Source organism: Flavivirga sp. 57AJ16, from assembly GCF_028736925.1.
GTDB lineage: Bacteria > Bacteroidota > Bacteroidia > Flavobacteriales > Flavobacteriaceae > Flavivirga.
This window is the reverse complement of sequence record NZ_JAQZAT010000001.1, coordinates 249,528-264,262: the sequence shown is the minus strand read 5'-3', so window position 1 is coordinate 264,262 and position 14,735 is coordinate 249,528. Positions and strand designations below refer to the sequence as shown.

At 33.7% G+C, this 14,735-nt stretch carries 18 protein-coding genes and 1 riboswitch; of the genes, 8 read left to right on the top strand and 10 right to left on the bottom strand.

All coding sequences use genetic code 11. The features are described 5' to 3' along the window. Positions 1–2: 2 nt before the first annotated feature. Positions 3–410 carry an alternative ribosome rescue aminoacyl-tRNA hydrolase ArfB gene (gene arfB, locus PQO00_RS01115; protein WP_274182976.1) on the top strand — a complete coding sequence of 136 codons (408 nt, stop codon included), beginning with the start codon at positions 3–5 and terminating at the stop codon, positions 408–410. Positions 411–461: 51 nt separating this feature from the next. Beyond that, a riboswitch (TPP riboswitch) is annotated at positions 462–612 on the top strand. Between the two features lie 52 nt (positions 613–664). Then, entirely contained in the window at positions 665–2,920 is a 2,256-nt protein-coding gene (locus PQO00_RS01110; protein WP_274182975.1) for a TonB-dependent receptor, read from the top strand. Positions 2,921–2,968: 48 nt separating this feature from the next. Here PQO00_RS01110 and PQO00_RS01105 read toward each other — a convergent pair whose 3' ends face one another. Beyond that, the gene (locus PQO00_RS01105) at positions 2,969–3,397 is read right to left on the bottom strand and encodes a hypothetical protein (protein ID WP_274182974.1); all 429 of its coding nucleotides are present in this window, start codon (positions 3,395–3,397) and stop codon (positions 2,969–2,971) included. Positions 3,398–3,659: 262 nt separating this feature from the next. On the opposite strand from PQO00_RS01105, the gene greA reads away from it, so the two are divergent. Further along, the gene (greA, locus tag PQO00_RS01100) at positions 3,660–4,133 is read left to right on the top strand and encodes a transcription elongation factor GreA (protein ID WP_274182973.1); all 474 of its coding nucleotides are present in this window, start codon (positions 3,660–3,662) and stop codon (positions 4,131–4,133) included. A gap of 73 nt (positions 4,134–4,206) precedes the next feature. Continuing rightward, on the top strand, positions 4,207–4,596 hold the full coding sequence (locus PQO00_RS01095) for an HIT family protein (RefSeq protein WP_274182972.1): 390 nt from the start codon (positions 4,207–4,209) through the stop codon (positions 4,594–4,596). On the opposite strand, the gene PQO00_RS01090 is transcribed toward PQO00_RS01095, so the two are convergent. Together PQO00_RS01090 and PQO00_RS01085 are read right to left on the bottom strand one after the other, a co-directional pair. Beyond that, positions 4,591–4,941, bottom strand: a complete 351-nt coding sequence (locus tag PQO00_RS01090) for a hypothetical protein (protein ID WP_274182971.1) — start codon at positions 4,939–4,941, stop codon at positions 4,591–4,593. The genes PQO00_RS01095 and PQO00_RS01090 overlap by 6 nt on opposite strands. Before the next feature lie 2 nt (positions 4,942–4,943). Then, a complete protein-coding gene (locus tag PQO00_RS01085; protein ID WP_274182970.1) occupies positions 4,944–6,098 on the bottom strand; it encodes a PAS domain-containing sensor histidine kinase in 1,155 nt (384 codons plus the stop codon). A gap of 214 nt (positions 6,099–6,312) precedes the next feature. Here PQO00_RS01085 and PQO00_RS01080 point away from each other — a divergent pair, with 214 nt between their 5' ends. The 3 genes from PQO00_RS01080 to aat all read left to right on the top strand — a co-directional run bounded on the left by PQO00_RS01080 (position 6,313) and on the right by aat (position 8,299). Next, positions 6,313–7,182: a flavin reductase family protein gene (locus PQO00_RS01080; RefSeq protein ID WP_274182969.1), complete on the top strand. Its 870-nt coding sequence runs from the start codon at positions 6,313–6,315 to the stop codon at positions 7,180–7,182. Positions 7,183–7,208: 26 nt separating this feature from the next. After that, positions 7,209–7,586 carry a DUF3127 domain-containing protein gene (locus PQO00_RS01075; RefSeq protein WP_274182968.1) on the top strand — a complete coding sequence of 126 codons (378 nt, stop codon included), beginning with the start codon at positions 7,209–7,211 and terminating at the stop codon, positions 7,584–7,586. An 89-nt stretch (positions 7,587–7,675) separates the two neighbouring features. Continuing rightward, positions 7,676–8,299 (top strand): leucyl/phenylalanyl-tRNA--protein transferase, encoded by a 624-nt coding sequence (aat, locus tag PQO00_RS01070; protein ID WP_274182967.1) that lies wholly within the window; start codon positions 7,676–7,678, stop codon positions 8,297–8,299. 176 nt (positions 8,300–8,475) lie between these two features. On the opposite strand, the gene PQO00_RS01065 is transcribed toward aat, so the two are convergent. Then, complete coding sequence (locus tag PQO00_RS01065) at positions 8,476–9,042, bottom strand: DNA-3-methyladenine glycosylase I (RefSeq protein ID WP_274182966.1); 567 nt, start codon at positions 9,040–9,042, stop codon at positions 8,476–8,478. Positions 9,043–9,137: 95 nt separating this feature from the next. Between PQO00_RS01065 and PQO00_RS01060 the strand changes: the two genes are divergently transcribed. Further along, the gene (locus tag PQO00_RS01060; protein WP_274182965.1) at positions 9,138–9,755 is read left to right on the top strand and encodes a thioredoxin family protein; all 618 of its coding nucleotides are present in this window, start codon (positions 9,138–9,140) and stop codon (positions 9,753–9,755) included. Here PQO00_RS01060 and PQO00_RS01055 read toward each other — a convergent pair. The 6 genes from PQO00_RS01055 to PQO00_RS01030 form a co-directional block, all read right to left on the bottom strand. Beyond that, positions 9,739–10,425 carry an energy transducer TonB gene (locus PQO00_RS01055; RefSeq protein ID WP_274182964.1) on the bottom strand — a complete coding sequence of 229 codons (687 nt, stop codon included), beginning with the start codon at positions 10,423–10,425 and terminating at the stop codon, positions 9,739–9,741. The genes PQO00_RS01060 and PQO00_RS01055 overlap by 17 nt on opposite strands. Before the next feature lie 207 nt (positions 10,426–10,632). Further along, entirely contained in the window at positions 10,633–11,352 is a 720-nt protein-coding gene (gene truB / locus PQO00_RS01050) for a tRNA pseudouridine(55) synthase TruB (RefSeq protein ID WP_274182963.1), read from the bottom strand. A 4-nt stretch (positions 11,353–11,356) separates the two neighbouring features. Then, the gene (gene uppP / locus PQO00_RS01045) at positions 11,357–12,151 is read right to left on the bottom strand and encodes an undecaprenyl-diphosphatase UppP (protein WP_274182962.1); all 795 of its coding nucleotides are present in this window, start codon (positions 12,149–12,151) and stop codon (positions 11,357–11,359) included. A 51-nt stretch (positions 12,152–12,202) separates the two neighbouring features. Continuing rightward, positions 12,203–12,454 (bottom strand): DUF3098 domain-containing protein, encoded by a 252-nt coding sequence (locus PQO00_RS01040; protein WP_274182961.1) that lies wholly within the window; start codon positions 12,452–12,454, stop codon positions 12,203–12,205. Between the two features lie 154 nt (positions 12,455–12,608). Beyond that, on the bottom strand, positions 12,609–13,484 hold the full coding sequence (locus PQO00_RS01035; protein WP_274182960.1) for an ABC transporter permease: 876 nt from the start codon (positions 13,482–13,484) through the stop codon (positions 12,609–12,611). A gap of 96 nt (positions 13,485–13,580) precedes the next feature. Then, positions 13,581–14,495: a DMT family transporter gene (locus PQO00_RS01030; RefSeq protein WP_274182959.1), complete on the bottom strand. Its 915-nt coding sequence runs from the start codon at positions 14,493–14,495 to the stop codon at positions 13,581–13,583. Positions 14,496–14,735 lie beyond the last annotated feature (240 nt).

Here is a 14,735-nt window from a genome sequence, read left to right as displayed (position 1 = left end):
CCATGTTTAATGAAGAAGCCATACTGCAAGAATTGAGCTTTAAGGCCATTAGAAGTTCAGGAAGTGGTGGGCAGCATGTAAATAAAGTGTCTTCAAAAGTTGAGTTAACCTTTAATTTAACAGAATCACTCGCATTTAACGAAGCACAAAAAAAACGTCTTCAAAATAAGTTAAGGCAACGGTTAACTAAAGAAGGTGTTTTAATATTACAATGCGGTGAAAGCCGAAGCCAGCATAAAAATAAAGAACTTGTTATAAAACGCTTTTTAGAATTAATCCGCCTAGGGTTGGTTGTTCCAAAAAAGCGTATCCCTACTAAAGTTCCAAAAGCAGTTATTAGAAAACGATTAAAAAACAAACGTAATCTTTCCAATAAAAAAGCAAATAGAAAGAAACCAGATTTAGATTAAAAAATCTAAAATCGTAATTCGTAATTCTAAAATAGAACATATCTTTGCGGCGTTCTCAAAAAGGGGTGCTTTTCAAGTTAATAGCCATCAGTTTAAAACATATTGATTTTATACTTTTGGTTTTTAACTACGAAAGAGCTGAGATCATACCCAATGAACCTAGAACAGGTAATGCTGTTTAGGGATTTAAAAAATTAATTAATAACCATAAAGAATAATTACCTCTTTTTATTCGATTATAAGATATAATCGTAATGAAAAATTTATTTCTTTTTTTAACACTATTAGTGTTGTCAGTCAGCGCCAGTGCACAAGAAAATCAAAAACAACAAGATTCTACTAAAATAGAAAAACTGGACGAAGTGCTGCTTTCGGCGACCAGGGCTAAAGATAAAACGCCAGTCGCTTTTACTAACATTACAAACGAGAAATTAGAATCTATCAATTTAGGTCAGGACTTACCTATTTTGTTAGATCAATTACCATCGGTGGTTACTACAAGCGATGCAGGAGCAGGAGTAGGATATACAGGGATTCGTGTGCGTGGTAGTGATGCCACCCGAGTAAACGTAACTATTAATGGTATCCCCTATAATGATGCGGAAAGCCAGGGGACATTTTGGGTTAATATGCCGGATTTTGTATCCTCTGTAGAAGACATACAACTACAACGCGGTGTAGGCACATCAACAAATGGGTCGGGTGCTTTTGGAGCAAGCCTGAATTTAAAAACCTTAAACCCTTCCTCCCAAGGTTATGCTACAACGACGCATGCTGTTGGAAGTTTTGGAACCAGAAAACATAACATTAGCATGGGATCGGGGCTTAAAAATAATTTTTATGCAGAAGGAAGGTTGTCTAATATTCAAAGTGATGGTTATATAGATAGAGCAAGCGCAGATTTAAACTCCTATTATTTGGAAGCTGGTTTTTTAAATGAAAAAACGGCATTAAAAGCCCTTGTTTTTGGAGGAAAAGAAGTCACCTATCAGTCTTGGTATGGTACACCAGAAGCCGTTGTAAATAACGACAGAGATGGCATACAGGATTTTATTGATAGAAATTTCCCTTCTGATGAAGAAGCTCAGAATTTATTAAATTCCGGAAGAACATATAATTTTTACACTTACGACAATGAGGTAGATAATTATGAGCAAACACATTATCAGTTACATTTTTCCCAACGATTTAACGGTCATTTTTCTGCAAATATTTCGGGAAATTTTACTAGGGGGAAAGGCTATTTTGAGCAGTATAAAGAGGGCGAGACATTAGGCGATTACTTCCCTAATAATGCAAACGCATCCGATGAGGGCGATGTTGTTAGGAGACGTTGGTTAGATAACGATTTTTATGCACTGGTATATTCTTTTAACTATACAAAAGATAATCTAAACTTATATCTAGGGGGTGGTTATAATACGTATAAGGGCGATCATTTTGGTGAGGTTATTTGGGATTCATTTGCCGCTTCGATACCGATTAGAAGTAACTACTATTTTAGCTATGGGGATAAAACAGATTTTAATACCTATGCAAAAGCAGAATATAATATTGGAAACCATTTATTTGCGCTTTTAGATTTACAATATAGAAGCGTAAATTATGAATCTGTTGGAACCAGCTCAGACCTATTAAATATTAATGTAAAGGAATCGTATAATTTTTTCAATCCTAAAATAGGATTAACATATACCATAGATAATTATAATAGTATTTATGGTTCTTATGCTATTGCCAACAGAGAACCGAATAGAGATGATTTGACCAAAAACCCGGTACGTCCAAAATCAGAACAATTGCATGATCTTGAGTTTGGTTACAAACTAAAAAAGGCAAGCTTTTATGCCACTGCCAATCTGTATTATATGAATTATAACGATCAGCTGGTTTTAACAGGGGATTTAGACGATGTAGGAGATCCTATTAGACAAAATGTCTCAAAGAGTTATAGAGCAGGAATAGAATTACAAACGGGCTATAAAGTGTCCGATCAATTTAGGGTTGATGCGAATGCTACGCTCAGTCAAAATAAAATAAAAGCATTCGATTATGTTATTTATGATACGCAATATGATCCAAATACATTTGAAAGCGTTTCTTATGAGCCTGTAGTCACACCATTTGAAGATACCGATATTTCCTTTTCTCCAAGTGTTATTTTTGGAAGCACATTAACCTATGCCCCGGTTAAAAATGGAAGTATTGCATTATTGTCCAAATATGTTGGGAAGCAGTATTTAGATAATACATCCAGTGACGACAAAAGCATGGATGCCTATTTTGTGAATCATTTAAATGTATCTTATAAAATGAAACCAAAATGGATTAAAGAAATAGGGCTTAATTTGTTAGTGAACAACTTATTTAATTCAGAGTATGTTTCTAACGGTTATACCTACAGTTATTATTATAGACCTGTAGGATCCTCTGATGCACCAGTGACCGAGAATTTTTATTACCCACAGGCCACCACTAATTTCTTATTAGGTATGACACTAAAATTATAAAAAAATAAATCCTTCAATTCCCCTCCTTTGGAGGGGTTAGGGGAGGTGTTAATTAAATATTAAGAGGTTATTTCCGTTTTTTTCTACTCTATAGTTTTTTAAACCACATGGCAAGTCATCACTTCCTAGTGGTTGTCCGGTAACTAAACTATATTCATTTTTATCATCACAGCCACAAGTAGCATTTAGTCCAGAAGGGACAAGCGCTGAACAAGCACTGGGGGCATGATTTGGGTCACTGGCATCCCATGCAAAAAAATCATTACCCGTACTGGCAACGATAATTCCCGCATTTCCCACATTCTCTATATATACGGAGTTTCCTGCAAAGGGCAATTGACTATATTGTGGTAAGCTAAGATTGATATTAAGGTTGACCCCTAAGTCTAATAAAAATTTACAATTTTCATTATCAACAGAGTTTTTACTGCAAGATGATAAAATAATGAGGGCAATAAGGCAGAAAAAGGATTTCATAATAGTTCTAAAAATTAAGTATGCAATTTACAACAAAAAGCAAATTGAGTTAAATATTTTGTGTATTTCCTCAGGGTATATTTATTTTAATTCTAAAGTCTGAGGTAAAGTACTTTTAAAGCATTTATAAATATTTAACTAAAAATTTTGTACTTTTGTTATACAATCTCGTGTAAGCGGGATTTTTTTTATGCTGAACTCTTGCACCGAGCAATGTCGACGTGTGTTTTCAGCATCTTTTATAAAGTAAAACGATGAAGTCATGAGTAAAGTATCATACTATACACCAGAAGGGTTAAAAAAATTAAGAGAAGAGCTAAAACAGCTAAAAGATGTGGAGCGTGTAAAGGCTTCTAAAGCGATAGCTGAAGCTAGGGATAAAGGTGATTTAAGTGAAAATGCCGAATATGATGCGGCTAAAGAAGCGCAAGGAATGTTGGAAATGCGTATTTCTAAATTAGAAGATGCCTTGGCTGGAGCTCGTGTTATTGATGAATCTCAGTTGGATACCTCTAAGATATTAGTGTTATCTAAAGTCAAAATAAAAAACCAGACCAATGGCATGGAAATGAATTATACCTTGGTGGCCGATGGTGAAGCAGATCTGGCTTCGGGCAAAATTTCTGTAAATTCTCCCATTGGGAAAGGGTTACTTGGTAAATCTGTTGGAGATGTTGCTGAAATTCAAGTGCCAAATGGGGTTATGAAATTTGATATCATAGAAATTTCCAGATAATTGATATTCCTCACGTCATATTAGACTTGGTGAAGTGATGACGAGAAATGCTAACAAAAACACGCTCTAAGATATGGCTTCAATTTTCACAAAAATAGTTAACGGAGAAATCCCTTGTTATAAAGTTGCCGAAACAGACGACTTTTTAGCATTTTTAGATGTTAACCCAAATAGTAAAGGACATACCCTTTGTATTCCTAAACAAGAGGTTGATAAAATTTTTGATTTAGATGAAGCTACTTACAGTGGCTTAATGAGCTTTTCAAGACATGTTGCTCTATCTATAGAAAAGGCCATACCCTGTAAGCGAGTGGGGGTGTCTGTTATTGGTTTAGAGGTCCCACATGTACATGTACACTTAATTCCATTACATACTATGGAAGATGCGCGTTTTATTAAAAAGGTGAAACTTTCAACAGAAGAATTCCAAAACTTGGCAGAAGCTATCAAAGCGCAATTATAAATTAGGATACACGACTATCAGGATGACAGCAATAGCTATAATAATAGCTAAAATAATAGCAATCCATGATGTTTTCTTTAAATAGATTGATGACTTTTGGGGAACAAATGCTTTTTTCTGATATTCGAAAACACGTTCAATATCATCTGTCCATTTTACTGGATAAATAATGTTATGGCATGTTTTACAGGCAATTTCATGACTCATTTGGGAAGTCGTGGATCTATAAAGCTTAGTGTCAATTATTTTTTGTTTAAAAATTAAGCGCAAGCCTTCATTATTATAACATTCGGGGCAGTTATTTTTTAATACGACTTCTTTTATGGTAACTAGTTTTTCAGACATAATCATGGAGCACATTTTAAACTAATTTGTATAGTGGTTCCTTTTTCTTTTTGAGATTGTAGAATCTTTATTTTTCCATTATGAAAATCTTCTATAATGCGACGGGTAAGCGATAAACCTAATCCCCAGCCACGCTTTTTTGTAGTGTACCCAGGGGTAAAAATTTTATTAAAATCTTTTTTAGCGATCCCTTTTCCAGTATCAGTAATGCTAACTTTTATATTGTCTTCTAGTTGAGAAATTTCAATGATAATCTTCCCTCTGCCTTTCATAGCATCAATAGCATTTTTAACCAGATTTTCAATACACCAACTGTACAATTGTTTATTAAGATTTACGGGAATATCTCCCTCAGGGGTTATAATTTCAAAGTCTATAAGGTTTGAAGACCTAGCTTTTAAATAATCGTAAGAATCTATAGTTTCTTTAATAATATCGGTGACTTCTAAAGTAGGTAGGGAGCCAATTTTACTAAAGCGTTCGGTAATGGTTTGTAATCGGTCTACATCTTTTTCAATTTCAGCAATATAATCTGGATTAACATGTTCGCTTTTTAAAATTTCTGTCCAACCTATTAAAGACGATAAAGGGGTTCCTATCTGGTGGGCCGTCTCTTTGGCCATACCAGACCATAATTTGTTTTGGGTGGCATTCTTGTTACTGCTATAAAAAAAGAAAATAACAGCACCGAACAGAACGACAATAAGTAACAGTGCTAGTGGATAGTATTTTAATTTGTTCAGCAAGGGGGAATTTCCGTAGTAAATAGTACTAACAATACTGTTTCCTATTTTTATAGGAATAGGGCTGTTCTCTTTTTTAAATCTTAAAATCAGTTTTTTAACATATAAAGGATCAGCAATTTTGGTAGCATCTATATTATTATAAGTTCCTAAACTCCCATCTTCATTTATAAGGATCATTGGAGTTGTTTTGTTACTGCTTAAGACCTGTAATGTAAGTTCCCCCATGTTAGAATCAACATCAGAATTGATCACTTCATTTTGAGCCAAAGACCAATTTTCCATTTTGGTGCGCTCTTCCTCTTTAAAGTGTTGAAAAAACTCATAGGTTTTCCATAAAATAAGAGAAACAATAACGAAAGACGCTATTATAATAATCCAACGAAATGCGTTACCATGTTTTGTGAAAATCATTAATAATCAGATTGAACCTGTAATATAATGCAAATCTCTTAAAATTATTGTTCAAGATGTTAGTAAATTGGTTTTTAGTAGAACAAGGTATTTGTTTGCATTTTTTTTCAGATGGGATAAATTATTTATTTTTATAGTGGGTAAACTAATAATAACCACTAGATTAAGTTTTAACGATTTTTTTAATTAGTTTTGTTGAAACTAAAAAAAGTTAATGACATCGTTTGAGCCAAAAAGCTTATCTACCAGTAAACTACATGGTTATTTATTGAGTGCCGTTGCACCGAGACCAATTGCTTTTGCAAGTACAGTAGATATAAATGGAAGGCCAAATTTGTCACCATTTAGTTTTTTTAATGTGTTTAGCGCGAATCCGCCTATTATGATATTTTCGCCTGCGAGACGTGTTAGGGACAATACAACAAAGCATACATTGCAAAATGTTGAAGCGACAAAAGAAGTGGTTATTAATGTGGTGAATTACGATATGGTTCATCAAATGTCGTTAAGCAGTACGGAATACCCTGAAGGAGTTAATGAGTTTGACAAATCGGGATTAACTATGTTAAAATCAGATATTGTTAAACCATTTCGTGTTGCAGAAGCACCAATACAGTTTGAATGCAAGGTGAACGACATTGTTAAGTTAGGACAAGAAGGAGGTGCAGGAAATTTAATTATTTGTGAAGTTGTTAAATTTCATATAGATAACGATGTGCTTGATGAAAATGGTATTATAAATCAGCAAAAGCTAGATTTGGTCGCAAGGGCAGGTGGTAGTTATTATACGCGTGCTAAAAAAGGCTTTTTTGAGATACCAAAACCATTGTCAACATTAGGAATTGGTGTTGATAATTTTCCGGACCATGTTAAAAACAGTATGGTTTTAACCGGAAATGATTTAGGGATGCTGGCTAATATAGAAGCGTTGCCCACAGCTGAGAGCGTAAAGCTTTTTGTTGAAGATTTAGGGAAACGGTATTCGAATATTAAAACGGCTACTCATAGACAAAAACATAAGTTGGCACGTAATTACCTGAGTTTTGGTGACATTGAAAGTGCTTGGAAAATATTGCTAAGTTAAATTTAAATAGATATAAATAATAATTAATGGAAGTTCAAGGAAGAATAAAAATGATAGGAGAAACTCAAACTTTTGGGAGTAATGGGTTTAGAAAGAGAGAGATTGTAGTAACTACAGAAGAGCAGTACCCACAGCATATTATGGTGGAGTTCGTTCAGGACAAAACGGAATTGTTAAACAGTTATCAGGTAGGCCAACAAGTTAAGATTAGCATTAATCTAAGAGGTAGAGAGTGGGTGAACCCACAAGGAGAAACTAAATATTTTAACTCTATTCAAGGTTGGAGAATTGAAGCTTTGCAAGCTGAAGCTTCAGGTGAAAATTTACCGCCAGTGCCACCAGCAGATGCTTTTGAGCCTGCTGGAGATTTAAAAGAAGACGATCACGACGATCTCCCTTTTTAATTGTCATTCCCGCAAAGGCGGGAATCTTATGATACAAACCTCTTTGTTTATTGAAACTTGGAGGTTTTTATTTTTAAAATAAAACGATAATGCAATACCTAACACAAAATATCTGGTTTCCAGATATCAATGAAGCTACCGAAGATGGTTTATTAGCTATAGGAGGTGATTTATCTGTTGAGCGTCTAGTGTATGCCTATCAAAGAGGCATTTTTCCGTGGTTTGAAGGTGAAGCACCTATTTTGTGGTGGTCCCCAGACCCTCGCTTTGTACTATTTCCAGATAAATTAAGAATATCAAAAAGTATGAAACAGGTTTTGCGCAATAGGCATTATACTGTTACTGTTAATAAGGCTTTTAAAGAAGTGATCACGTTATGTGCCAAAATAAAGAGGGATGGCCAAGAAAGCACCTGGATTACAGAGCATATGAGGGATGCCTATATAAAGCTTTACGAACTAGGTTATGCAAAATCGATTGAGGTTTGGAAAGATGATGCTTTAGTTGGTGGACTTTATGGCGTCGATTTAGGTAATAATGTATTTAGTGGAGAAAGTATGTTTGCTAAAGAAAGTAATGCCAGTAAAGTGGGTTTTATCACGTTTATCCAAAATACGCATTATAAACTTATAGATTGTCAAATATACACGAATCATCTGGAAAGTTTGGGAGCTGAAGAGATTTCAAGAGCTGCTTTTTTAGGGTATTTATAAAAACTTTAAGCTAAATTCGTTTAACGTTGGATATAAAACGATCCCTCTCCTTTGGACTTGTTCCGTGTTTTTTATTATTACGATTGCTATATAAGTTTATTTTTTAAATAAAGTTTGGAAACAGCGTATTAAAAAAATTGAAGACCAGATCGATATATTAGGATAGTTATAAGAAACTAGATCTCATTGTATCTAAAACAATCCGTTACATGATCGTTTACCATGCCCGTAGCTTGCATATGGGCATAAACAACGGTGGTACCTACAAATTTAAAGCCCCGTTTTTTTAGATCTTTACTAATAGTATCACTTAAAGGCGTATTGGCAGGAACTTCTTTTAAGCTTTTAAAGCTATTTTTTATAGGTTTTCCGTTTACAAAACCCCAAATATATTTGCTAAAGCTGCCAAAGTCTTCTTGAACTTTCATAAAAGCTTGTGCATTGGTAACTGTGGCGTTTATTTTTAGTTTATTTCTAATAATGCCCGCGTCTTGCAGCAGTAAGTCAATCTTATCCTGTTTGTAACGGGCGATCTTTTTATAATCAAAAAGATCAAATGCTTTTCTAAAGTTTTCACGTTTTCGTAAAACAGTAATCCAGCTTAGGCCAGCTTGAAACGTTTCTAAAATTAAAAATTCAAAAAGGGTGTCATCATCATAAATAGGTTTGCCCCATTCTTCATCATGATACGCCTCGTATAGATCATCCCCAACACACCAATTGCATTTATGTTTTGTTTTCATGAAAATCTCGTAATGTTTCACGTAAAAGTATGACAAATATCATCTTAATTAAAAAATCAAGATGCTAATTTTGTGGTATTCATTAAAAGAAGATTATGGACATCATTATTAAAAATAGTTTAGATAAAAGTATTTCTTATCAAGCTTATAGGGCTTTGGTAAAGCAATTGGCCAAAGACAATTCGACTACTGGAAATGAAAAAACAGAAGCTTTAGCTAATTATACAAAGCTTAATGACCGACGTATGAACCGTTGGGATAAAACTATTAAAGTAACCGATGAAGCCTTAAATAAGATAGCAGCTTTTAAAGAACCAATTACCTGGTTGGTCATTACAGAAAGTTGGTGCGGTGATGCTGCGCATATTGTACCTGTTCTGAACAAAGTCTCTGAATTAAATGACAATATTGATTTTAGAGTGGTACTTCGTGACGAAAATCCTGAATTAATGGATGCCTTTTTAACTCATGGTAGCAAGGCCATTCCCAAATTGATCATGTTGGACAATAATACAGGGAAAGTTATTGGTACATACGGGCCAAGACCAAGTGAAGCGACTAATTATGTTAATAGATTCAAGGCAAAACATGGCCAGTTGACTCCTGAATTTAAAGAAGATCTACAACATTGGTATAATGCCAATAAGGGACAAAATATTATAGGCGATTTAATCGATATACTTTGCGAATTGCAGTCTAGTGTTTGCCTATAAAGTGAAAGGTGATAGTTCCTAATTGTTTTTTCTTTGTAGGGCTTTTGCTAAATTGAGAATCTTTGGCATACTCTAAGGCGTGCTCTATAAGACATTCGTTATTTGAAGTTGAAGAGGTGTTTATATACGCATCTATAACGTTTCCGTTTTCATTAACTGTAACATTTACAACTATTTTACCATCGACCTCACATAAATAAACAGGAATAGGAATATATATTTTGTCTCTATCCACTAACGAAAAACTAATTGTACTTTTAGTGTTGGCCCCACTTTGTTGCTGTTTTTTCAATAAATCATTTACTTTACTAAATGATGATATTTCGTCTTGATTTACTTTAGAATCATTGGTGGCTTCATACTTTTTAGTATAAGACTCCGCGTCCTCTGAATCACTATGGGATTTTGGTACATAATCTTCGGGAGGGGCAATAGGTTTAAAAGCTTCAGCAAAATGTTTGTTTTTGCTTGTTTCGTTAAAAGCTTTATTTGTTTCTGCCTTACTTCCATTTAGTTTCTCTAAAGCTTCCAATACTTTGATTTCTTCTTCAGTTAGCTCTTTTTCGGGTTCTATTTCATAATAGCTTTCCGAAGCAAATTTGTCCTGCTTTTTAAGGCTTAGATTAAATACAGACATAATCACCGTTCCTGTAATAAAGAAAGTAATCAATAGGGCTTTATGTTGATTTGTTAAGTTCAAATCGTGTCTAATCCTTGAGAGTTATTCAATGTAATATACGGCAAAATACACTTTATATACGATAAAATGCAGTAAAAAGTTTAAAACAGCATAAATAAATAAGAAAAGTATTAATAATTTATTGTTTTTATAAGATTTTATGTCTAAACTATTTTCTTGCTAAGTAACTATCAATAATTATTCCGAATCAAGATTCTTGATGAAATTTTCAATAGTAACCGAATTATCAACATGGAAATCACCAATTTTAGTGCGTCTTAGCACAGATAAGTGTGCTCCAGAATTTAATGCTTTGCCAAAATCGTTTGCTAAAGAACGAATGTAAGTGCCTTTACTACAAACCACTCTAAAATCAATATTTATCGAGCCAGTACTGAGCGCGGCCGAAGTATCAATTTTTGTAATTTCGAATTCCGAAATATGCACGGTTCTTGGTTTTATTTCAACGGTTTCGCCAGCTCTGGCAAATTCGTATAATCGCTTCCCGTCTTTTTTTAATGCAGAAAAAACAGGTGGATATTGTTGAATATCCCCAATAAATTGTTTCGTTGTAGCAAGCACGGATGCTTCGGTAATATGACCAGTAGGGAATGTTTCGTTAATTTCAGTTTCTAAATCATAAGACGGTGTTGTACTGCCCAAAACAATAGTTCCTGTATATTCTTTAGCTTGTCCTTGAAAGGTATCGATCTGCTTGGTCATTTTACCCGTACAAATAACCAATAACCCTGTCGCTAGAGGGTCAAGAGTCCCAGCATGCCCTACTTTTATTTTTTTAATGTTGAAAGCTTGCCGGATTTCCCAACGCAATTTATTGACCACTTGAAAGGAAGTCCAGTTTAAAGGTTTGTCTATTAACAAGACCTGTCCAGAAAGATAGTCCTCTTTCGTAATCATCCTATTAATTTAATAATGAAAATGCAATGGCAATAATACCAACAATAATACAGTAAATGGCAAAGTAACTTAACTTGCTCTTTTTTACCAAAGAAATCATCCAAGTACAAGCGAATAACCCAGCAATAAAGGCAGCAATAAAGCCAATAGATAGTGAGGTAAAGTTTCCACTATTATAAGTTAAATCACCACTAAAAATATCTTTGGCAATTTTACCGAAAATTAGGGGTACGACCATTAAAAAGGAAAAGCGGGCCGCTTTTGTTTTATCGTTTCCTAATAGTACGGACGTTGAAATAGTGGCCCCAGAGCGTGAAATACCTGGCAGCATAGCGACAGCTTGAGAAACTCCAATAATAAAGGCGTTTTTAAAAGATACTTTTTTATTAGTGTCCTTGGCTTTGTCTGCTAAAAAAAGCAAAATAGCTGTTATGATCAGCATACAACCTACCAGTAAAATATTGTTTCCAAAAAGTTGTTCCAATTGTTCTTCAAAAAATAACCCTACAATAACGGCAGGTACCATAGATACTATAATTTTTGAAACGAATTGTAAATCTTCATTCCATTCAAATTTTAGGGTTCCTTTAATAAGATCCAAAATATCTTTTCTAAAAACAACCATAGTACTTAAAGCTGTGGCAAAGTGGAGTACTACTGTAAATAATAAACTTTCTTCGGGAATTGAGTTGTCTCCAAGAATGGCTTTTCCTAGCTCTAAATGACCGCTTGATGATACAGGTAAAAACTCGGTAAGCCCTTGAATAATACCTAAAATAATTGCATCGATTATATCCATGGGCGCAAAAATATTAAAATTGGAATAGCTAAACTTAGAAAGTTTTAAATTTTATTTATCAGGATTTAATAAAATAGCATAAATCTCAATACCAAATCCAATTAGAATAATGGCAGGAGCAAGTCTTATACGTCTCCAGTGAAAGATTTCAGGATTAAAAACATTGGGATCGTCGCTGCCACCGCCAGCCATTAAAATAAAGCCCAAAGCAAGACAAGCTAAACCAATAAACATAAATTTATAGTTTTTCTTTCCAAAAACAAATATACTTTTAGTCTCTTCTTTTCGTTTTTTTTCTCCCATAACTAATTAGATTCAGTTATAATATCCTTTTAAATGGTCTATTTGCGAAACATATCTGGAGGTTTGCACCTCCAAGGGTTTTAGCTAAGTGCAAAGTAACTGTTTTATTTAAAACTTTTATGTTAAGAGCATCTAAATTTAATCCATGTTATTGTTAATACAGTTCATCTGTTTTCAGGTTCAAGAAACGCTGTGTTGCAAAATGTGTACTTATCCATGTAATAATGATGCCTAAAGCAAAAACAAAAATAAATAACAGGGCCATTAAAATAGGGTTGCTTAATAACTCCAGTTCTAAAAATGTTCTATTAAGATAATATAAAACAATGGCCATGCCTATTAATGCCAGAACAGCTCCAATCATCCCCAAGCGAACACTTTTCCAAATAAAAGGAAGCCTAATAAACTGTTTTGTGGCACCGACCATTTGCATGGTTTTAATAGTAAAACGCTTAGAGTAAACAGATAACCTTATGGAACTATTAATAAGTAAAACAGCAATTAAGGTGAAAATAGCACTTATAATAAGCACCCAAAAACTAATCTTTTTTACATTATCGTTCATCAAATTAACCAAGTCATTATCGTAGTTTACCTCGTCAACAAAATTTTTGTTCAATGCTTCCGCGGAGATTTTCTCTAAATGCTCAGAAGTTACAAAATCAGCTTTCAAATGAACATCGATGGAATTTTGTAACGGGTTATAGCCAACAAAATCCATGAAATCCTCTCCGTTTTCAGCTTTCATAAATTCGGCAGCCTGATCTTTAGATACGTATTCGGTAGATTTTACATAATCTGCCATCGCTAAACTTTTTTCAAGTTGCTTCGTTTCAACTTCTTTGGCAGAATCTTTTAAATAAATGGTTACAACCACCTGTTCCTTAAAATGATCAGATACCTTTTTGGCATTTAGAATCAACATCCCCAATAAACCCAATAAAAACAGTACTAAAGCAATACTTAATACCACTGAGAAGTAAGATGAGATAAGTCTGCGTTTTTGATGTTTTTCAAATGATGAGCTCATAAAGTAACGGATTGATGACGTAAAAATAATAAAGTATAAGCAATCTCTATTTATATAAACAAAAACATATCAACTTTGTTGTCTACAATAAAAAGTTTAAACCAACTTTTTTGGCGTTTTACTAATTAAATACACACCAGATACCACCATTAAACAACTTAAAATTTTAATGATATTAATATCCTTATAATACTGGTCTTGCATTAAAATGTAAGCATACATACTTACCATAATAAAACTTATTGCCGGTTGTAAATAAATATAACTACTATTTACCGAAGGCGATACATAATTTAAAGCATAAATATTAAACAGGTATGCAAGAAAGGTAGTAAAAATAACCACAAAGGCAATCACTAAATAGGTGTTCAAATTAAAAGCGGTAAAGTCTGTAGTTATAAAATCACCTAACCCAAAAGGCAGCATAAAAATAAATCCATATAAAAACACCCAGCTTATTATGGTAATGGCATGATATTTTTTCATAAGTGGTTTTACAATGACTAAATAAAGACCATAAGAAGAGGCATTTAAAAAGATAAAAAGGTTACCAAGAAATGAGCTGGTTCCTCCTGCGTTATTTCCATACCAGATTAGGAATACAGCTCCAATACCAGCAATGGCAGAGCCTAATGCCTTATTGCGGGTAATTTTTTCTTTAAGAAATATAAAACTAAAAATTAAGACCAATACAGGTGTTGAGGTCATAATAATGGAGGCATCGATAGGAGATGTCAGGCTCAAGCCATTAAAAAATAAAAGTTGATTGGCTGCCGCACCTAATAAACCACAAGCAACTATTCGTAGCATGTCTTTAGATGCGACCTTCTCTTTAATAAAAGATTTTATAACCCAAAATAAAATGGTTCCAAAAAAAAGGCGAATAAAAACAAAAGCCGAAGCACCAATTTTGTCGGGCATGATCCCTTTTGCTACTATATAGTTTACACCATAAATTAAATTAGCTCCAAGTAGGGCCGCATGTGCTTTATAGATATTTTTAATGGGCAATTTTTAGCTGATTAAAACGATTAGGGATCAAAAGTAATTCTATTTATTCTACAAACACATATTGAACTCATTTAAACTTTTTGGATTGGCTAAAAAATTTAAATGAGTTCATTAGTAACAAAAGCAAATGTATTAATAGAAGTGGTCTGAACTTTTTTGATTGAAGCGAAAAATAGCTAATTTTTATTCATTTTGAAGCCTTTTTTGCGCTTCATAGCAGCGTTACGAAGTAATAAAAAG